The organism is Variovorax sp. GrIS 2.14 (genome assembly GCF_046115955.1).
In the GTDB taxonomy this organism is placed as follows: domain Bacteria; phylum Pseudomonadota; class Gammaproteobacteria; order Burkholderiales; family Burkholderiaceae_C; genus Variovorax.
This window is the reverse complement of the sequence record NZ_JBJXIA010000006.1, coordinates 197162-216160: the sequence shown is the minus strand read 5'-3', so window position 1 is coordinate 216160 and position 18999 is coordinate 197162. Positions and strand designations below refer to the sequence as shown.

At 64.7% G+C, this 18999-nt stretch carries 16 protein-coding genes; 10 read left to right on the top strand and 6 right to left on the bottom strand.

Features of this window, described 5'->3' with window-relative positions; translation table 11 throughout:
* On the top strand, window positions 1–426 hold the full coding sequence (locus RCH10_RS12625; protein ID WP_409052617.1) for a universal stress protein: 426 nt from the start codon (window positions 1–3) through the stop codon (window positions 424–426).
* A 45-nt stretch (window positions 427–471) separates the two neighbouring features.
* On the opposite strand, the gene adhP is transcribed toward RCH10_RS12625, so the two are convergent.
* Window positions 472–1503 (bottom strand): alcohol dehydrogenase AdhP, encoded by a 1032-nt coding sequence (gene adhP, locus RCH10_RS12620; RefSeq protein ID WP_409052616.1) that lies wholly within the window; start codon window positions 1501–1503, stop codon window positions 472–474.
* 148 nt (window positions 1504–1651) lie between these two features.
* Between adhP and RCH10_RS12615 the strand changes: the two genes are divergently transcribed.
* Window positions 1652–3313 carry a CHAD domain-containing protein gene (locus tag RCH10_RS12615; protein WP_409052615.1) on the top strand — a complete coding sequence of 554 codons (1662 nt, stop codon included), beginning with the start codon at window positions 1652–1654 and terminating at the stop codon, window positions 3311–3313.
* Here RCH10_RS12615 and mgtA read toward each other — a convergent pair.
* Window positions 3291–5822, bottom strand: coding sequence for a magnesium-translocating P-type ATPase (gene mgtA / locus RCH10_RS12610; RefSeq protein ID WP_409052614.1), 2532 nt, complete (start codon window positions 5820–5822; stop codon window positions 3291–3293). The two genes, RCH10_RS12615 and mgtA, sit on opposite strands and share 23 nt — an antisense overlap.
* Window positions 5823–5857: 35 nt before the next feature.
* Window positions 5858–6487 (bottom strand): hypothetical protein, encoded by a 630-nt coding sequence (locus RCH10_RS12605; RefSeq protein WP_409052613.1) that lies wholly within the window; start codon window positions 6485–6487, stop codon window positions 5858–5860.
* Window positions 6488–6649: 162 nt separating this feature from the next.
* Between RCH10_RS12605 and RCH10_RS12600 the strand changes: the two genes are divergently transcribed.
* Window positions 6650–9223, top strand: a complete 2574-nt coding sequence (locus RCH10_RS12600; protein WP_409052674.1) for a cation-translocating P-type ATPase — start codon at window positions 6650–6652, stop codon at window positions 9221–9223.
* A gap of 9 nt (window positions 9224–9232) precedes the next feature.
* Here the strand turns inward: RCH10_RS12600 and RCH10_RS12595 are convergent, their stop codons facing one another.
* Complete coding sequence (locus RCH10_RS12595) at window positions 9233–9601, bottom strand: TraR/DksA C4-type zinc finger protein (protein WP_323501459.1); 369 nt, start codon at window positions 9599–9601, stop codon at window positions 9233–9235.
* A gap of 81 nt (window positions 9602–9682) precedes the next feature.
* On the opposite strand from RCH10_RS12595, the gene RCH10_RS12590 reads away from it, so the two are divergent.
* Complete coding sequence (locus tag RCH10_RS12590) at window positions 9683–10321, top strand: NAD(P)H-dependent oxidoreductase (RefSeq protein WP_409052612.1); 639 nt, start codon at window positions 9683–9685, stop codon at window positions 10319–10321.
* An 83-nt stretch (window positions 10322–10404) separates the two neighbouring features.
* Here the strand turns inward: RCH10_RS12590 and RCH10_RS12585 are convergent, their stop codons facing one another.
* Entirely contained in the window at window positions 10405–11496 is a 1092-nt protein-coding gene (locus RCH10_RS12585) for a hypothetical protein (RefSeq protein ID WP_409052611.1), read from the bottom strand.
* The gene (locus RCH10_RS12580) at window positions 11493–12929 is read right to left on the bottom strand and encodes a trypsin-like peptidase domain-containing protein (protein WP_409052610.1); all 1437 of its coding nucleotides are present in this window, start codon (window positions 12927–12929) and stop codon (window positions 11493–11495) included. The genes RCH10_RS12585 and RCH10_RS12580 overlap by 4 nt, the downstream gene beginning before the upstream one ends.
* Window positions 12930–13167: 238 nt before the next feature.
* On the opposite strand from RCH10_RS12580, the gene RCH10_RS12575 reads away from it, so the two are divergent.
* From RCH10_RS12575 to RCH10_RS12550, 6 genes are all read left to right on the top strand, one after another.
* Window positions 13168–13545, top strand: coding sequence for a hypothetical protein (locus RCH10_RS12575; RefSeq protein ID WP_409052609.1), 378 nt, complete (start codon window positions 13168–13170; stop codon window positions 13543–13545).
* Window positions 13545–15164, top strand: a complete 1620-nt coding sequence (locus RCH10_RS12570; protein WP_409052608.1) for an AAA family ATPase — start codon at window positions 13545–13547, stop codon at window positions 15162–15164. Before RCH10_RS12575 ends, RCH10_RS12570 begins: the two co-directional genes overlap by 1 nt.
* A 99-nt stretch (window positions 15165–15263) precedes the next feature.
* Window positions 15264–16484, top strand: coding sequence for a class I SAM-dependent methyltransferase (locus tag RCH10_RS12565; protein WP_409052607.1), 1221 nt, complete (start codon window positions 15264–15266; stop codon window positions 16482–16484).
* The gene (locus RCH10_RS12560) at window positions 16474–17829 is read left to right on the top strand and encodes an FAD-binding protein (protein WP_409052606.1); all 1356 of its coding nucleotides are present in this window, start codon (window positions 16474–16476) and stop codon (window positions 17827–17829) included. The genes RCH10_RS12565 and RCH10_RS12560 overlap by 11 nt, the downstream gene beginning before the upstream one ends.
* Before the next feature lie 59 nt (window positions 17830–17888).
* Complete coding sequence (locus RCH10_RS12555) at window positions 17889–18251, top strand: cytochrome C (RefSeq protein WP_409052605.1); 363 nt, start codon at window positions 17889–17891, stop codon at window positions 18249–18251.
* 95 nt (window positions 18252–18346) lie between these two features.
* Window positions 18347–18931 (top strand): hemerythrin domain-containing protein, encoded by a 585-nt coding sequence (locus RCH10_RS12550; protein ID WP_323497005.1) that lies wholly within the window; start codon window positions 18347–18349, stop codon window positions 18929–18931.
* Window positions 18932–18999 lie beyond the last annotated feature (68 nt).

The following is an 18999-nucleotide window of genomic DNA, read 5'->3' as shown; positions in this document are numbered from 1 at the left end:
ATGAAAATTCTCGTCGCCATCGATGGCTCCAAGCACGCGCTGCGCGCAGTGAAGTACGCCGCCAAACTGGTAGGCCTCCTGAAGGCCCACAGCGTCGTGACGCTGGTCAGCGTGCATGACGACACCGGACTGCGCCATGCCAAAGCACTGGTCGGCAGCGAGCAGGTTGCCGACTACCTGCGTGAACTGAGTGATGCCGAGTTGAAGCCCGCGAGAAGTTTGCTCGACAAGGCCGGCATCAGGCACGACGCGGTGATTCGCACGGGCTCGGTGGCGCAGGAGATCGTCGACTGCGCGAACTCCGGCAAGTTCGATCTGCTCGTGCTGGGCGCCAAGGGGCGAGGCGCCTTCGTCGACCTGCTGGTCGGTTCGGTGGCGCAGCGTGTGATGTCGCTGGCAAAGCAGCCAGTCGTCCTCGTGAAGTAGCAGCGTTGCGCACCATGCGCGTGACGCGCAGCCGCTGGCAAAGGCTCATGCCACGTCTGAAATTCGCATCACGACGCGGCCCTGGATTTCACCTGCACGCATCTGGTCCATCACCTGGTTGACGCGCTCCAGCCTGTCTTCGGTGAACACGGTGTGCACCTTGCCTTCGCCTGCGAACGCCAGCGCTTCCTGCAAGTCTTTGCGGGTGCCGACGATCGAGCCGCGCACCGTCTTGGCATTGAGAACGACGTCGAAGATCGGCAAGGCGAAGTCACCCGGCGGCAGGCCGACGAGGGCCATCGTTCCGCGCTTGTGCAGCATGCCAAGGGCTTGCGAGAAGGCACTGCGGGACACGGCAGTGACCAGCACGCCATGCACGCCGCGCAAAGCCGTCTGCAGTTCCTTGACCGGGTCTTGCAGCGCAGCGTTGATCACCATGTCGGCGCCCAATTCCTTGGCGAGCTGGAGTTGGCCTTCGTGGATGTCGACGGCCACTACATGAAACCCCATCGCCTTGGCGTACTGCACCGCAAGATGGCCGAGCCCGCCCACGCCGGAGATGGCGACCCAGTCGCCCGGCTTGCATTCGAGAACCTTCAGGCCCTTGTAGACGGTGACACCGGCGCAGAGCACCGGCGCAATTTCGCTGAAGCCCACATTGGCCGGCAATTGCCCGATGTAGCCGGGGTCGGCCAGCACGTATTCGGCATAGGCGCCGTTGACGGTGTAGCCCGTCATCTGCTGTCCGTCGCAGAGGGTCTCCCATCCGGTGATGCAGTGCTCGCAATGTCCGCAGGCGGTGTGCAGCCACGGCACGCCGACGCGGTCGCCTTCCTTGATTCCTTTGACGCCAGCACCCAGGGCCGCCACGAAGCCGACACCCTCATGGCCCGGAATGAAGGGAAGGGTGGGCTTGACCGGCCAGTCGCCATCGGCGGCATGCAGGTCGGTGTGGCAGACACCCGATGCAACCACTTTCACCAGCACCTGACCCGGCGTGACCTCGGGAATGGCGACTTCCTCGATGTACAGGGGCTTGCCGAACTCGCGGACGACAGCGGCTTTCATGGTTTGCATGGGTAGCTTTCAGAACGAATGGGTAAGAAGCCTTCACTTTAAAAAGCGGCTTGGCGAGCGGTGTTGCGCTGGATCAAAAAAGCACGCCATCGCCGCGGCCATTGATGCGCATCAACGCCGTGAGACGGTGGGTGCGTCACAGTGGCTGATGCGCCACTCCGCGACCCTGTCGAATGTTCCGGCCGACCGCGCTTCACGCGAGGTCGAACTCAAGCTCCTGTTGTCGCCCTCGGACGTCGACACGTTCCGGACGGCCGTGACCACCCGATTGGCGCCGCATAAGCCGCTGCCCGGCGTCTCCCGCCTTCACACCACCTACTTCGACACGCCCGACCTGTTCCTGCGCCGACAAGGGCTGGAACTGCGCGTTAGAAAGCAGGGCGGGCGATGGACCGAAACCATCAAGACGATCGAATCGCCCGGCCGTGGTTTCGGACTGCACGACCGCGGCGAATGGGAGGCCCACATCGACAGCGCGGAGCCCGATCTCGCGGCGTTGCGCATGCACATCGAGCCGGATGCGAGGCCGGCTCTGATCCTGGCGGAACCGGGTCTGGCGCAGCGGCTGGTGCCGGTGTTCGATGTCGTCGTGCGCCGCTCACTCTGGCAATTGTCTCCGCCGGAAGGCACTCGCATCGAACTGACGCTCGACGAAGGCGAGTTGCGCTGCGGCGCTGCGCGCGAGCCGATTTGCGAGGTCGAGTTCGAGCTGAAGGCGGGCGCGCCCGCGGAGCTGTTCGACGCGGCCCTGCTGCTGCAGGACGACGTGCCCTTGCGCATCGGTCGTCTTGGCAAAGCAGACCGGGGATATGCGCTGCTGGCGGGTCGGACCCATGGGTCGCGCGCAACGACGACGACGACGACGACGACGGCGGCGGCGACGGTTGCCGCCGCACAGCCGGTGCTGTTCGCGCGCGGCGTGACCGTCGAACAGGGCTTGCAGGCCATCATCGAAAATTGCTCCGCGCACGCATTCGGCAACGAGGCGGGCGTCATGCGAGGGACCGACCCCGAGAGCGTGCACCAGATGCGCGTGGGCATTCGGCGACTGCGTTCCGCGTTGCGCCTCTTCTCCACCATCATCCCCACTCCGGCGCTGCTCGGTGGCGAGCTGCGATGGCTTTCGGCGGCGCTGGGCGCGGCACGCGACGCCGAGGTACTCGCGGGCGAGACCCTGCCGGCACTGACCGCCGATTCGGACTTGGACTCGGATTCCGATTCCGATCGCACTGCTGCAGTGCAATGGACCTCTCTTTTGCAGACGGCTTCGCTTTCTGCCGACACGTATCGCAGCCGCGCCGCCCAAGCGCTCGCATCGCCTCGCTATGCGCGTCTGACGTTGGAGTTGGCTGCGTGGCTCGGATCCGAGTCCTGGCAGTCGTCGTCGGGCAAGCGTGCGCGCAAGGCATTGCGGCAACCGTTGCACGCGCTGGCACGGGGCGCCGTCATGCGGCTCCATCGCAAGCTGCGCGACACCGGCAAGCGCTTGGCGCGCGCCACGCCCGAGCAGCGCCACCGGGTGCGCATTGCGGCCAAGCGCCTGCGCTACGCCATCGATTCTTTTCAGTCGCTGTATCCAAGCAAAGCGACGCATCGCTATGTCAGGCGCCTAGGCAAGTTGCAGGACGCGCTCGGCCAACTCAACGATGCGCAAGTGGCCGGGCGACTGCTGCATGACTTCGTGCAAAAGGAGCAGGAGCTGGAGCACTCCGTGCAATCGGCGGTGAGGCAACTCGACCGCCGCAGCGATCTTGCGGAGCCTGAACTGCTGCGTTGCTGGAAGGCCTTCAGGCGGGCTGAACTGCCGTAGAGCGGTTCCTGATGCGCGAGTAGAAGAAGCGCTTGGCCACCTCGACTGTCACGAGATACGCCATCACCATGCCGGCCAGCCAGCCGAAGAAAACCAGCGGTGGCGGCGCCAAGTGGAAGAGTGCGCCGAGCGGCGTGAACGGCAGTGCGAGCGCCACCGCCACCGTGCCCAGCGAGGCGATCGTCAGCACACCGCTCGGACGGCTTGCCCACGGCCGGCCGCGCGTCCGAATGACGAAGATCACCAGCACCTGAGTCACCAGCGACTCGACGAACCAGCCGGTGCGAAACAGCGTTTCGTTGGCCTCCAGCACGTGGAACAGAAGCCAGAAAGTGAGCGCATCGAAGAGCGAGCTGATCGAACCGAAGAGCCACATGAAGCGCTGGATGAAGCCGATGTCCAGCGTATGCGGCTGGCGCAAATCCTCGGCATCGACCGTGTCCAGGGGAATTGCAGCCTCCGATAAGTCGTACAGGACGTTGTTCAGCAGGATCTGCGTCGGAAGCATCGGCAGGAAGGGCAGGAACAACGAAGCCACCGCCATGCTGAGCATGTTTCCAAAGTTGGAACTGGTGCCCATCATGATGTACTTCATGACGTTGCCGAAGGTGCGCCGGCCTTCGAGCACGCCTTCGTGGAGTACGGCCAGGTCGTGGTCGAGCATCACCAGGTCGGCCATTTCACGGGCCACGTCGACGGCGCTGTCGACCGTGATGCCGACGTCGGCCGAGCGCAGCGGCGGGGCATCGTTGACGCCGTCACCCAGGTAGCCGACCACGTGGCCGCGCGCCTTGAGCGCCAGCACGATGCGGTTCTTCTGCGCCGGGTTGACGCGGCAAAAGAGCGTGGTCTGGCCGGCCCTGGTTCGCAGGGTCGTCTCGTCCATCTGCGCCAGTTCGCTGCCTGTCAGGACACCACGTACCGGAAGCTTCAGGAGAGCGCACAGGTGCTGTGTGACGAGCTCGCTGTCGCCGCTGACGATCTTCACTTCGACACCGCTGCGCGCCAGCGCAGCCAGGGCTTCGGCAGCACCAGGCTTGGGTGGGTCGATGAACGCAGCGAAGCCGGCGAAGGCCATTCCGCTTTCGTCGCCGACGACCACGTGACTCTGCGTGCTCTGCATGTCGCGCGATGCGACGCCGAGCACGCGCAGGCCTTCGCGCTCCAGCGCCCGGCAATCGTCGTGGAGCCGCTCGCGTGTCGCGTCGTCCAGCACCACGCGCGCCTGGCCGCCCGAAATCTCGTAGTGACTGCAAAGCTTCAGAACGTCGTCGGGTGCGCCCTTGACCACCAGGCAGCGCTGCCCGGCACGCTCCAGCAGCACCGACACTCGCCGGCGCTCGAAGTCGAAGGGCACTTCATCCACTTTGGTCCATCCACCGTCGTCCGTGCCGCACGCCAGGACCGCATCGTCCAGCGGGCTCTTCAAGCCGCTCTCGAAGCGGCTGTTCAGGTGCGCGAGGGTCAGCACGCGACCGGTATCACGATGCTCCGCATCCACACAGTGGTCGAGCCGGATGTTGGCCTCGGTCAGCGTGCCTGTCTTGTCGGTGCACAGGACATCCATCGCGCCCAGGTTCTGGATGGCCGGTAGCCGCTTCACGATGACGCGCAGCGTCGCCATCCGCATGGCGCCGCGCGAGAGCGTCACCGAAATGACCATCGGCAGCAGCTCCGGCGTCAGCCCGACCGCCAGTGCGACGGCAAAGAGAAAGGAGTCGATGAGCGGCCGATCGAGCCACACATTGACCAGCAGCACGAACAGCACCAGCAGCAAGGTGAGCCGCATGATCATGCTGCCGAAACGCTGGGTGCCGATCTCGAACGCGGTCGGTGGCGGGTCGGCGAGGATGCTGTGCGCCACGGCACCGAGTGCGGTGCGCCGACCCGTCAGGCGCACCAGTACGCGCGCGCTGCCGCTGACCACCGTACTCCCCATGAAGACCGCATTGCCCGCTTCGTGCGCACTGTCGATGCCCGGTCGCTTTTCGACCGGGTAAGACTCGCCGGTGAGCAGCGCCTGATTGACGAAGAAGTCCCGTGCGTCGAGCAGCACGCCGTCGGCGGGCACACGGTCGCCCGCGGACAGCCGGACGATGTCGCCCGGCACGACATCGGCGACCGCGACCGCCTGCGCCTTGCCATCGCGTTCGACCTGGGTGCGCAGCGCGACCGAGTCGCGCAGCTGGTCGGCGGCGCGTCCGGCGCGGTGCTCCTGAAAGAAGTCCATTGCCACGCTCAACACGACCATCGTGATGATGATGGCGAAGTTCGACAGGTCGCCGGTCATGGCCGAAACGGCGCTGGCGACCAGCAGGATCAGGACGAGCGGATTGCGAAAGCGTGCTGCGAACTGCACCAGCAACGGCTTGGCCTGTCGGGACTCGAAGCGGTTCGCACCGTACTGTGCGAGGGCGGCTTCGGCTTGCGTTTGCGTCAGGCCGCTCGTGGCCGACGGTGCTTCGAGCCACCATTGGGCGGGCGCATCCAGAGGCTGTGCTTCGACCATGGCGCGACGGAGATCAAAGACCGGTCAGCTCCCGGCTACGTCTTGTGCCGTGCGGCTTCGACCGTTCGCTCGACGGCTTCCTTGGCCGAGCGTGCAGCGGCGCCCGTTGCGGTCACTGCCGTGTTCAGTGCGTCGCGTGTGGCTTGCGCTGCTTTTTCTGCTTCTTCTTTGCTGGTTTGCGTCGCGCGCTGCAGCGAGTCCTCGGCCTTGGCCAGCGCCGCTCTGGTGGCGGCGGTAGCTTTTTTGCTTTCTGCCTCCGTGGCCCGAGCGGCCTCCCGGGTTCCTTCTAGCGCCCGGCCTGACGAAGCGGAGGCCTTGGCCTCGAGACGAGTGGCGGCTTCGGCTGCCTTTTGCGCTGCGCGACGTACCCCTTCGGCAATCGACCTGGACACCTTGCCCGTTGTCGCCTGGCCCTGGCGTGCGGCAAGTCGCGCCGCATTGGCGGCTTCACGCGCTGCGCTTTCCGCTTCGTGCGCTGCCTTGATGGCTAAGCTTTTGGCGCTCGACGCCACGCCCGGCGGCGCGCTCGACTGGCTCGGTGCCGCAGCATCGGCGGCCATCGCGGGCGTGCTGAGCAACATCACGATGGCGGCGGCGACAGCCGCAGCAGCGACTGCGGCGGCAGTGAGCGCGATGAGTCTCGGAAGTCGTGGGGTCGGTTTCATGGTGGCGTCCTTGTTCGGTGCGGCGATTCTTCGGGTGGCGCGTCCGGCGTGGCTTGCGCCAGATCAAGGCGGGACGCTGCGGCACGTGATGAACTGAAGCATTACTGCACCCTGCGAGACAACACATTGCGATCCCCAAGCCCTAAGGAGCACCTGAACCTCATGAGCGGTGGGCCGCTCGCCGCGCCAGCACCGGCTCCCCCCGTCGGGTTGAAAGAGGCCGAAGCACGACGCCGACTGGTGCGTGACGGCGCGAACGAGTTGCCGGTTTCCCGCCCACGCAGCATGTTGCGGCTGGCGCGCGAGGTGGCGTTCGAGCCGATGTTCCTGTTGCTGGTGGCGTGCGGCGCCCTCTACCTGGCCCTGGGCGACCTGCAGGAGGCGCTGATGCTGCTGGGCTTCGTCTTCGTCGTGATGGCCATCAGCTTCGTCCAGCAGCGGCGCAGCGAACGCTCGCTCGATGCCTTGCGCGACCTGTCGAGTCCTCAGGCTCGCGTCGTCCGCGATGGAAAGGAGCGCACCGTCGCAGCCCGCGATCTGGTGGTGAGCGACATCGTGATGCTGGCCGAGGGCGATCGCGTGCCGGCCGATCTGTTGCTCATCGTTTGCGCCAATCTTGCGGTCGACGAGTCCTTGCTGACCGGGGAGTCGGTGCCTGTCGCCAAGCAGGCGGCGTCGCTCGCAGGTGCGGTGTTTGCCGGTACCCTGGTCACGCGCGGCACGGCGCAAGGCCGGGTCACTGCCACGGGCGTGCACAGCGCGCTGGGCCGCATCGGCCAGTCGCTTGCTGCGATCAAGACCGAGGCCACCCCGATCCAGCAGGAGACGCGGCGTGTGGTCACGCGCGTTGCCATCGTCGGCCTGGTGTTGGCGGCTGCACTGGCCATTGTTTTCGGCTTGCTGCGTGGCGACTGGTTGCAAGGGCTGCTCGCCGGCCTGACGCTGGCAATAGCGTTGTTGCCGGAAGAGCTGCCGATGGTGCTGACGCTGTTTCTGGGCCTCGGTGCATGGCGCCTTTCCCGCGAGAAGGTGTTGGCCCGCAGCATCCCCGCGGTCGAACTGCTCGGCGCCACGACCGTGCTGTGCGTGGACAAGACCGGCACGCTGACGGCCAACCGCATGACGGTCAGGCGCCTGTGGTCCGAAGCGGCGGTGCACGACATGGAGCGCGACACGGTACGCGACAGCGCGAAGGCGGATGCCACGCCGCTGCAGGAGGAACTCCATGGGGTGCTGGAGTACGCGGTGCTTGCCAGCCACCGTCGCGCTTTCGATCCGATGGAATCGGCCATCGGCGAGGCCGGTCAACACCTGCTGGCGCACACCGAACACCTGCACACCGACTGGACCTTGATCGACGACTACCCCCTGTCGCCCGAGATGCTGGCGATGTCGCGGGTCTGGCAATCGCCGGATCTGCGGGCGCTCCTCATCGCGGCGAAGGGCGCCCCCGAGGCCATCGTCGATCTATGCCATCTGGACGCCCGTCGCAGTGCCTCGGTCGCCGAGCAGGTCGTTGCGATGGCGGCAGACGGATTGCGCGTGCTGGGCGTGGCCCAGGCGACCTTCGCTGCCGGTGCGCTGCCCGGTCTGCAGCACGACTTCGACTTCCAGTTTCTCGGGCTGGTCGGACTCGAAGACCCGGTGCGCCCGGACGTGCCGCAGGCCATCGCCGAATGCCGGGCCGCCGGCATCCGCGTGGTGATGATGACCGGCGACCATCCGGCCACGGCGCTGTCGGTGGCCAAGCAGGCAGGCCTGGGCACCGATGCACCGGTCATCACCGGCACCGAGCTTTCCATGCTGAGCGATGCCGAACTCGATGCGCGACTGCCCGCGACGCACATCTTCTGTCGCGTGCAGCCCGAGCAGAAGCTGCGGCTCGTGCGCGCCTTTCGTGCGCGCGGCGACGTGGTCGCGATGACCGGCGACGGTGTCAACGACGCGCCTGCGCTCAAGGCGGCCGATATCGGCGTGGCCATGGGTGCGCGCGGCACCGAGGTGGCGCGCCAGGCTGCGGCGCTGGTCTTGCTGAACGACGACTTCGCATCGCTCGTGACCGCGGTTCGCTACGGTCGGCGCGTGTTCGCCAACCTGCGCAAGGCCATCGTCTTCGTGGTGGCGGTGCACGTGCCGATCATCGGCCTGTCGATCCTTCCGGTGCTGTTCGGCTGGCCGATGTTGCTGATGCCGGTGCACATCGTGTTCTTGCAACTGATCATCGACCCGGCCTGCTCGATCGTGTTCGAGGCCGAGCCGCTGGAGCCGGATGCGATGACCGTGCCGCCGCGCCGGCCCGACCAGCGCCTGTTCGACAGCGTGGTGCTGATGCGTGGTTTGTGGCAGGGCCTGGGCTTGCTGCTGCTGCTGCTGGCAACCTATGCCGGGGCCCGGCTCATGGCGCCGTCGGATGCGGGCCGGGACGACATGGCGCGGGCGCTCACCTTCGTCGTGCTGGTGCTGGCCAATCTCGCGTTGATCCACACCAACCGATCGTGGAGCCGCACTGTCTGGTGGGGCCGTGCGGTGACGGGAGGTCAGTTCGGCTGGATCGTTCTGGCAACGCTGGCCATGTTGGGGGTGGTGCTGAGCGTGCCCGTGGTTGGTCGGCTGTTCGCCTTCACGATGCCGCCGCCATTCATGCTGCTGTGTGGACTCGGCGTGGCGGCCTTGAGCCTGCTTTGGTTCGAAGGCGTGAAATGGCGCATCCGTGTGCGGAGCCACCATGTCGACTGATCGATCGGCTCAGAGACTTTGTTCCGCAGCGGTCTGGCATGCAGCGCAGCGCACGGCGGTCGGCATTGCCGTCAAACGCTGCAGCGCGATGTCGCAGCCGCAGTCGATGCACTTGCCGTAACGGCCTTCGGCGATCAGTTTTTCGGCGAACTCGATCTCGGCCAGCCGGGTCTGGTCGATCTCGATCTCTTCGACCCGAACGTTTTGCGCCTGCAGCGTTTCGGCGTCGTCGCTGAAGTTGTGAACCTCGCTTGCGCCAGCCTGCCGTGCCGTCCTGAGGTCGTCGTTGGCAAGACGTATTTCGGCTTGTGCGCTTTGTTTCATCGCATGAAGTTGCCGCGAGAGAGCCTGAATGTCCTGGGCAGTGAGTTGGGTCATGAAGCGAATCCTTGAGGAAAGGGAAGTGAAGGGCCGACGGGGTCTGCGCGACCCAGAAAGGATTCACTCTAGAAGCCTGTCGTGAAGGAGGTGTTGCGCTGGATCAAGGCGCAGCATCCGCACCTGACTGAAGATGGGCTCTCTATGCGCGTGCTGATCATCAACGGACATCCCGACCCGAAAGCTTCGCACCTTTGCGACGCGCTGGCCGATGCCTATGCCGACGGTGCGCGTGCCGCAGGTCACGAGGTCGCGCGCATCGATGTGCGTGCACTCGATTTCCCGCTGCTGCGAAGCCGGCACGAATGGGAGTCGGAGCCACTGCCGCCCTCGCTGCAGGCGGCGCAAAACGCCATCGGGCATGCACAGCATCTCATGGTCGTTTTTCCGCTGTGGCTCGGCGACATGCCGGCGCTCTTCAAGGGATTTCTGGAACAGGTGATGCGTCCCGGTTTCGCGGTCCCGAAAGCGGAGAGCTTCAAGTTGAAGCCGCTGGCGGGCCGCACCGCGCGCATTGTGGTCACCATGGGCATGCCGGCGTTTCTCTATCGCCTGTACTACCGGGCTCACAGCCTGCGGCTCCTCAGGCGCAATGTCTTCGGGCTCGTCGGCATCAAGACCGTGGGCGATGCCGTGGTCGGTTCGGTCGAGACCTTGACCGAGTCGCAGCGCGCACGCTGGCTTGCTCGCATGCACCACTGGGGGCGTCGACTGGGTTGATGCAGGTCAAGCTCGCGGGGCGACTCTGCGTCCGACAGCGGCGCCCGCGCCAAGGTAGACCGGTACACCGGCTGATCGACGCCTCAGCGTGACGAGTGATCGAGCAGGTCTCGCGCCAGTCGCGCCTTGCGGGCTTCGACCCACCAGCCAGGCGTCGTGCCCGTCAGCGTTTCGGTCACCGATGTGAATGGGTGGAAGTCTCGCAAGAAGGTCGCCACGAGATGACCGTCCCGCAGATCCACTTCCGCCGATGCGCCCAGCCAGTTCCGGGGTAACGGATGGATAGCGCGTGGGTTGTGAACCAGCAATGTGCCTTCGTTCCAGCACTCGTGCTCGGCGCCGCGCGAACCGACTTCGTAGGCAAAGCAGGTGGCGCTGCCGGCAGCTCGATGGTGCGGGCGGCAGCGGCCGTGACGCAGGATTCGCACGGCGTCGCTGTGGTGCGCGCCTTCCTGGCCCATGCGGTTGAATTTGGAAACCATGGCGCCGTCGCTGCACAGCAAGACGGCGGCGATGTTCTCGGCGCCGGGTTGTGCAAAGAAGCCGGCTGGGAACATGCAGTCGATTTCTCTGGACTGTGCGGCGGACCCATGAATCTCCAAGTGGCTCTCGAAGTCGACATAGTCGTGATGCCGCGAACCGAAAAGGAAGTGGAGCAATGCCATGGGCAGCTTGTTGCCCGAGGCTTCGCCCCTGTGCAGATCGTGGATCGCCATGACCAGCGGCTTGTCGGCAACGCTTGGCGAGCGCCATGGCGCCTGCAGCAGTTTGCGAATGAGGGCGCCACCTGACCCGATGGAAACGTCGTGCGGGATGCGTGTCGAAAGGACTCGACGACGACTGCCTGCGTCGAGTGCGGTGGTCGCCTCCACAGCGACAACGATGCCGTCACGGCGCAGCAAGAAGTTAGGGCTGTGACGGCTCACGTCGACGGTGTGGCCGGCGTCGCGAAACATGGCGAGCAGGTAGATGTCACACATCGCAGTGTCGAATCCGCTGGTCTGGAAGTAATCCTGAAAGTCGCGACTCTCCTGGTGACACAGCACATGCAGATCGCGGAGCATGTCGCGCGCAGGCGCGAGTAAGGGCGAGTCGCGAAGCGCCAGAAACTGGGGGTGCAACTGCGCGTCGGGCCTCCCGGTCGCAGCGAACAGGTCGGTTTCGATATCGTTCATCGGAGGTCGCTCCTGGCCGCACGCTCGGGCAGCCGAACCGGTATGTAGGCAAGCCCCTTGTCGCGCCGCACCAGCAAGGCGGCAGTGCGCCCGGCCGGCAGGCGCGAGAGGATGTGGACGTAGGCATCGACCCGATCGACGGCGGTCTCGTTGATGGCGACGATGACATCGCCGGTCCGAACCCCTTCACTGCGCGCAGCGCCGGCCGCTTCGCGTACCAGCAATCCGTTCACCTCGCCGAGTCGGATCCGTTGCGCAGGCGACAGCTCGACGAGCCGCAGTCCGAGCCCGTCGTTCCACGCCGGTGGCGTCAACGCTGCCGCGTCCTTGCCGGCGATCCCGTTACCCGCCGTGGGCTCCTCCGCCAGCGTGACCCCGACGGTCATCGAGCGACCGCCGCGCCACAGTTCGAGCCGCACTCTAGAGCCAGGCGGGCGTTGCGCGAGATTGCGGCGCAGGTCGGTGTAGTGCGGCATGCGCATACCGTCGACTGCGCGCACGATATCGCCACGCAACAGGCCTGCGGTGGCCGCTGGGCCGGTGGCCTCGACCCGAATCACCACCGCGCCCGCCGCTTCTTCGAGGCCGAAAGAACCGGCTAACCCCGAAGTGACTTCCTGAAAATCCGCGCCCATCCGGGCGCGCCGTACCGAGCCGTGGTCGCGCAATTGCACCGCCACTTCGAGCGCCAGGTTGATGGGCACTGCAAAAGACAAGCCCATGTAGCCGCCGCTGTCGCTCAGGATCATCGAGTTGATGGCGACGACTTCACCCCGCGCGTTGAACAACGGGCTGCCTGAACTGCCTGGGTTGATGGCGACATCTGTCTGCACGAAAGGCAGATCGTTCGCACCCGGCAGGTAGCGCCCGGTGGCGCTCACCACCCCCGCGGTCACCGTGTTGTGAAAGCCGAAAGGCGAGCCGATGGCGGCGACCCAGTCGCCCACGGCCAGTGCCGACGAATCGCCGAACACTGCGACGGGCAGGTCGGTGGCGTCGATGCGCAGCAAGCCGGTGTCGGTGGCCTTGTCGACGCCGAGCACGCGCCCGACGAAGCGGCGGCCGTCGCTCAGGTAGACCTGTACTTCATCGATGCCGGTGATGACGTGCGCACTGGTCAGGATCAGGCCATTGCGGTCCATCACGACACCTGTTGCGGTGTCTCGAAAGCCACCGGCAGGCAAGCTCGCAGGAAGTGGCCTGGGCAGGCGGTCGGCAAATTCGCTGCCGGGTTCGACTTCGAGTTCGCCGTCGTCGGTGGCCGAGTTACTGGCAAAGCTCAGCGTTGTGATGTCGACCACCGCTGCGCTTCGCGTTGCGAAGACTGCGGCGAATGAGGGTGGCGAGCCGGCAACGGGACTTGCCGCGACAGGTGGCGCCATCGGCTGCGCGCCGATGGCGATGCACGCACTCGACATTGCAATGCAGGTCAAAGCCTGTATCGCGTGGCGAGCGGTTGCAGCAAGCCGCGACTTAGGGAGAGCGGAGCGGAACATCGTTTTGTGCGTTTTGCAGACCTGACGGGAAGCCCAAGGCTAGAGGAGCTTGGGCACCCGGGACTTGCGCCAGATCAAGTGCTTCTTCGTGCATTCAGAGGATGCTGTGCGCTTCAGGAGCTGCTCCTCAACCGGCGATGTCTTGGGGCACCGCACTCAATAAAAAGGCAAATCCATGTCGCTTTTTCATGCCGTCGTCTGGGTCGACCATCACACCGCGCAAGTCCTGCAGTTCGACGCTGCGCAAGTGCTCGAAAAGCAGGTCAAGGCTCACGAGCACTACACGCGCCAGCATGGCAGCGAGGTCCGTAGCGAGCATGAGTTCTTCGGTGCCGTGTGCGATGCGATGCAGGGCATCACCGAGGTGCTGATCGCCGGCTCCCACACCGCGCAGGCGGACTTCCGCCACTACGTCGAAAAGCACCGCCCCGAGGTGGCGCATCACATCGTCGGATGGGAGACAACCGGCAACTTGACCACCCACGAACTCGTCGCCCTCGCACGGCGCTACTTCACGACGCATGCGGGAATGGCCAAGCCAATGAAGTCTTGATGGGCGCGCTGGGCTCGCGCCCGCTGTCTGCCGGCGTTTCCGTGCAGGCCCTGCGCGCCTGGCTGGCCGATGCCACCGGTCAAAACGTCGACATGGTGGAGACGCACATCTCGTGGGTTCTGCTGACGCCCCGGCTGGCTTTCAAGCTAAAGAAGCCGGTGCGGCTGTCGTTCGTCGACTTCAGTACGCTGCAGGCACGAAAGCACTTTTGCGACGAGGAGCTGCGGCTCAACAAGCGCCTGGCGCCCTCCTTGTATCTGCGGGTTCTCTCGGTTCGCGGCACGCCTTCACAACCTCGTATCGGAGGCGGAGGAGAGCCGATCGATCACGTCGTGTGCATGCGGCGCTTTCCTGATTCGGCGCTGCTGCGCGATCTCGTGGTGAACGATGTCGTGGTCGGAGCTGCGGGAATGCTCGACAGCTTCGCCCGACGACTCGCGTCGTTCCACGCCCGTGCCGAGCGCGCTTCAGCGGACTCTGCCTTCGGCGAGCCTGCGCAGATCATGCGAGCCATGCACGAGGTCCTAAGCGCATTGCCGACCGATGCTGAAGGCGCAATCGCAGCTCGGCTTGCAAAGCTCCGAGCCTGGACGCAGGACCGCGCGCAGGCGTTGCAGCCGGCGTGGCAAGCGCGCCGACTCGCCGGTGCCGTACGCGAATGCCATGGCGACCTTCATCTGGCCAACATCGTGCGGCTCGACGGCGCGCTCACCGCGTTCGATTGCATCGAGTTCGATCCGGCCCTGCGCTGGATCGACGTGATGAGCGACGTGGCCTTCCTGACGATGGACCTGGCAGCGCACCATCGGCCGCGGCTTGCCTTCCGCTTCCTGGACGCATGGCTGCAGCACAGTGGCGACTACGCCGGCATGGCCGTGTTTCGTTTCTACGAGGTGTATCGGTCGCTGGTACGGGCGCTCGCGTCTTCGCCCGCTGCAGGGCATGGCGGCATGCAAGATGTGCCCGACTACATCGCCACGGCGGAACGCTTGACGCAATCCGCGCAGGGTGGCCCACGCCTGCTCATCACTTATGGCTTCTCGGGCTCCGGCAAGTCGAGCGTCGCCTTGCGCTTGTTGCAGGGAGCGGGCGCCATACGCATCCGGTCCGACGTCGAACGCAAGCGCCTGTTCGGCCTGGATGCGCTCGCGCGTTCGTCCAGGCACGGCATCGACCTCTACGCCGACGAAGTGACGCGCCGCACCTTCGACCATCTGCAGTCGAGTGCCGCGGCGGTGCTGCGAGCGGGGTACCCGGTGATCGTCGATGCGGCATTTCTCGGGGGCGAACAGAGGCGTGCGTTTCGTGCGCTGGCCTCGTCGCTCGGCGTGCCATTCGCGATCCTGCATTGCCGCGCGGCTGAAGCGACATTGCGGCAGCGCGTCGCACGCCGGACCGCACTGGACAACGATGCGTCCGATGCAGACCTCGACGTGCTGGAGCGCCAGCTCGCGACCCACGAGCCGCTGAGTGCCGAAGAACGTGCACTGACGTTCGATGTTTGCACCGACATCGACATCGACATCGACATCGACATCGACGCCGATATCGCAGCCCTCTGCGCGCGCTGGCAAGACCAACATTCGCCGGCGGATCAATGGTCGTCCGTGAGGAAGTAGCCAGAAAACCGCGTTCGCTTGATCTTGCGCAATCGTCCGATGGACCTCGGAAGTTTGAATGTGATCTCCGCCGGGTGTCCGGCGCAGCCGGAACTTTCAATGAAGCTGCCCTCAACTCTGCGCGACATGCTCGATGGCCTCGGTGAGCGTGCGGCGACATCGTTCGCCGTGCGGCTGCCAGACGGCACCGCCTTCCATGTCGGTGGCGCCAACCCTGCGTTCACGGTCGTCTTCCATACCGACGCCGCACTCTTCTCGACAGCCACCCGTGGCCACATGGGGCTGATGGAAGCGTACTTCGATCAGACGGTCGACGTGGAGGGTGATTTCGGTGCGGCGTTGGCCGCCGGCATGGCATCCGGTTTCGACCGGAAGTCCGGTGCGGTCAACGGCATGGAGAACGAACTGCTCGAATTGCGTCATTCGAACCGCGACCCGTCCAAAGCCAAGCGCAATGCACGCGCGCACTACGGACTCGGGATCGACTTCTACCGGCTCTGGCTGGATGAGCCGTTGCTGATGTACACCTGCGGCTACTGGCCCGCAGGTACGGAGACGCTGGAGCAGGCACAGCGCAACAAGATCGATCATGTCTGCCGAAAGATCCGTCTGCAGCGCGACGACAGCTTCGTCGACATCGGCTGCGGATTCGGCGGTTTCATGTTTCGCGCGCACGAAACGACCGGCGCGTCGGGCGTGGGCGTGAACACGACCACCGAGCAAGTGGTGTGGCTGCGCGACGAGATCACCCGGCGCGGCCTGGCCGACGCGCTGAGCGTGCGCGAAGCGGACTTTCGGGAGGTCGACCAGCAGTACGACAAGGTGGTCTCCATCGGCACGCTCGAGCACGCAGGGCGCGACCAGTTGCCCGAGGTCATTCGCGCGCACGCCGCCTTTCTGAAGCCCGGCGGGATCGGCATCCTTCACTTCATCGGGCATGTGGGGCACTACGAAACCGAGCTGTTCATTCGCAAGCATGTCTTCCCGGGTGGCTGGATTCCAAGTCTTGCGGACGTGATCGTCGAGATGGAGCGCAACGGACTCGAGGTGCTCGACATAGAGAATCTGCGGCGTCACTATGCGCCCACGCTCGATGCCTGGGCCGAACGTTTCGAGCAGCGCTGGCCCGCTGTCCATGAGCTCGACCCGGATCGGTTCGATGAACGATTCCGACGTGTCTGGCGCACGTATCTCACTGGCTGCGCGGAGATGTTTCGCTCACCCGGCGGATACACCCACCTCTTTCAGATTGTCTTCAGCAAGGGCAACGTGACAGCCAACAGCTATCCGATGGGTAGGGAGCATGTGTATGAGCGCTGAAGCGGCGAGCTATGGCGAACGTCGGCAACGGCTGCTCAGGGAATTGCACAGCGATCCCGTGCCGGAAGGCGCTCGCATCGGTCTGAGCAAGCAGACCTCCAATCTTTTCCGGACTCGCCGGGAAGGTGCCAAACATCGCTTGGACCTCAGTGGCTTCAATCATGTCCTGGGCGTCGACCGCATGGCAGGCACGGTGCAGGTCGAAGGCCTGGCGACCTACGAAGACATCGTCGCAGGCACATTGCCCTATGGCGCAATGCCTGCCGTGGTGCCGCAGCTCAAGACGATCACGGCAGGCGGCGCTGTGGCGGGCGTTGGCATCGAAGCGACATCGTTCAGGCAGGGGCTGGTTCATCACACGCTGGTCGAGTTCGACGTGTTGTTGCCGGGTGGCGAGATCGTCACGTGCACGCCCACCAATGCGTACCAGGATCTGTTCTTCGGCTTTCCGAACTCCTATGGATCGCTGGGCTACGCACTGCGCCTCGTACTTCGAATCCTGCCGGTTAAACCGTGCGTGAGGGTGGAGCACATTCCGTTTGAATCCGCGACTGGCTTCTTCGCCGCGCTCTCCGAGGCGTGCGAGGGAGACGCGGATTTCGTCGATGGCGTGGTGTTCAGTCCGTCGACATTCGTGCTGAACGTCGCACGATTCGAAGAGGTCGGAGGACCACTCAGCCGTTATGACTTCGAGAAGATCTATTACCGGTCCCTGCTCGAAAAGCCGGTCGATCATCTGAGTGTTCAGGACTATCTCTGGCGCTGGGACACTGACTGGTTCTGGTGCTCCAAGAACTTTGGCGCACAGAACCCGGTAGTGCGCCGCCTGTTCGGCCGGTCGCACCTGAATTCAAAGACCTACGCGCGCCTGATGCGGATGGGTGCACGGGTGGGATTGACCCAGCGCCTCGCGCGTTTGAGAGGCATGTTTGCCGAGTCCGTGATTCAGGATGTCGATATCCCCATTGCATCGGCGGGTGACTTTCTGGACTTCCTGCAGCGCGAGATCGGTATTCATCCCGTATGGATTTGCCCGGTGCATGCGCCCGACCCCAGCGCAAGCTTCTCGCTGTATCCGCTTCGGGCCGGGCAGCTGTATGTCAACTTTGGGTTTTGGGATGTGGTGAAAACACGCCAGGTGCACGAGCCCGGGTATTTCAACCGCCTGATCGAGCAGGAAGTGCTGCGGCTCGGCGGCATCAAGTCTCTGTACTCCGATTGCTACTTCACCCGTGACGAATTCGGGCACGCCTACGGCATGCCGCGGTACGAGGCGCTGAAGCAGCGATACGACCCAAAGCGTCTGGCGCCGCATCTGTACGACAAATGCGTGATGGGTCGTTGACGTTCAACGAGTTGATCGACCGCAATTTCGCTTATTGCCATTTGCACGAGGCTATTCGAATGAAAAACGTTTCTTCAAAAGTCGCTGTAAGGCGACTGCGCTTCGCCGGATTCCTGGTTGTCGGCGTGCTGTCCTTGTACGAGGTTGCAGCGAGTCAGCCACGCGGCGAGTTGCTTTATTCGACCAATTGCATCGCGTGTCACAGCACTCAAGTGCATTGGCGCGACAAGAAGCTGGCGACCGATTGGGGCTCACTGCGAGAACAGGTGCGACGTTGGCAGGACGTCGCATCGCTCGGCTGGCGCGACGACGACATCATCGAAGTGACGCGCTATTTAAATGACCTGTACTACAACTATCCGGCGTCGAACGCGGTCGGCAGCCGACCGCCAGAGTCATCGACCGCCAGCAGTTCGCATTGAGTTTTGTCGCTCACCAACAGGCAGAACATTTGATCTGCGACAAACGCCTCGTCCGCTGAACGAGTGATCCTTTCGGCTTGCAACGAAAGAAGCGCATGCCACATCTCGCCGCCCGAATCATTCGCCAGGAACACGCAGCACTTGCTGCCATGTTGCGCTCTGCGGTCATGCTGCTGGCGCAGCACCGCCGCAAGGGCACGCTGCCCGACTTTGCAGTGCTGCGCGCGATGCTGTTCTACGTCGACGAGTTTCCAGAGCAGCGCCATCACCGCAAGGAGACGGAGTTGCTGTTTCCCAGATTACGCGCCAGGACGCCGATGTCGCGCGAATTGCTGGACCGGCTCGACGACGACCACGCGCGTGGCGAAAGAAAGATCCGCAACGTGGAGCATGCATTGCTCGGCTTCGAGATGATGGGCGAGTCGCGCCGGATGGACTTCGAGTCCGCGCTGGAGCGGTATACCGATTTCTATCTGGAACACATGGCACTCGAAGAGCGCGAGATCCTGCCGTTGGCCGAAAGGGTGCTCACGCCGGAAGACTGGCGCGAGCTCGACGCGGCCTTCAGCGCCAATCGCGATCCGCTCACCGGTTGCACGCCCGACGCACCGTACCAGGCGCTCTTCACTCGCATCGTCAACATGGTGCCGGCGCCGATCGGCCTTGGGGCGGAGGTGTGAGCGGAGGGCTTAGCGGCCGTGCTTGAATCCGGAGCGGTTTTTGTTTCGGGTATCGTCGGCGGCAACCC

What these genes read in the sequence shown, in the direction of transcription:
- RCH10_RS12625 (WP_409052617.1), top strand. Translation starts at nt 1, where the DNA reads ATGAAAATTCTCGTCGCCATCGATGGCTCCAAGCACGCGCTGCGCGCA.
- adhP (WP_409052616.1), bottom strand. Translation starts at nt 1,503, where the DNA reads ATGCAAACCATGAAAGCCGCTGTCGTCCGCGAGTTCGGCAAGCCCCTG.
- RCH10_RS12615 (WP_409052615.1), top strand. Translation starts at nt 1,652, where the DNA reads ATGCGCCACTCCGCGACCCTGTCGAATGTTCCGGCCGACCGCGCTTCA.
- mgtA (WP_409052614.1), bottom strand. Translation starts at nt 5,822, where the DNA reads ATGGTCGAAGCACAGCCTCTGGATGCGCCCGCCCAATGGTGGCTCGAA.
- RCH10_RS12605 (WP_409052613.1), bottom strand. Translation starts at nt 6,487, where the DNA reads ATGAAACCGACCCCACGACTTCCGAGACTCATCGCGCTCACTGCCGCC.
- RCH10_RS12600 (WP_409052674.1), top strand. Translation starts at nt 6,650, where the DNA reads ATGAGCGGTGGGCCGCTCGCCGCGCCAGCACCGGCTCCCCCCGTCGGG.
- RCH10_RS12595 (WP_323501459.1), bottom strand. Translation starts at nt 9,601, where the DNA reads ATGACCCAACTCACTGCCCAGGACATTCAGGCTCTCTCGCGGCAACTT.
- RCH10_RS12585 (WP_409052611.1), bottom strand. Translation starts at nt 11,496, where the DNA reads ATGAACGATATCGAAACCGACCTGTTCGCTGCGACCGGGAGGCCCGAC.
- RCH10_RS12575 (WP_409052609.1), top strand. Translation starts at nt 13,168, where the DNA reads ATGTCGCTTTTTCATGCCGTCGTCTGGGTCGACCATCACACCGCGCAA.
- RCH10_RS12570 (WP_409052608.1), top strand. Translation starts at nt 13,545, where the DNA reads ATGGGCGCGCTGGGCTCGCGCCCGCTGTCTGCCGGCGTTTCCGTGCAG.
- RCH10_RS12565 (WP_409052607.1), top strand. Translation starts at nt 15,264, where the DNA reads ATGAAGCTGCCCTCAACTCTGCGCGACATGCTCGATGGCCTCGGTGAG.
- RCH10_RS12560 (WP_409052606.1), top strand. Translation starts at nt 16,474, where the DNA reads ATGAGCGCTGAAGCGGCGAGCTATGGCGAACGTCGGCAACGGCTGCTC.
- RCH10_RS12555 (WP_409052605.1), top strand. Translation starts at nt 17,889, where the DNA reads ATGAAAAACGTTTCTTCAAAAGTCGCTGTAAGGCGACTGCGCTTCGCC.
- RCH10_RS12550 (WP_323497005.1), top strand. Translation starts at nt 18,347, where the DNA reads ATGCCACATCTCGCCGCCCGAATCATTCGCCAGGAACACGCAGCACTT.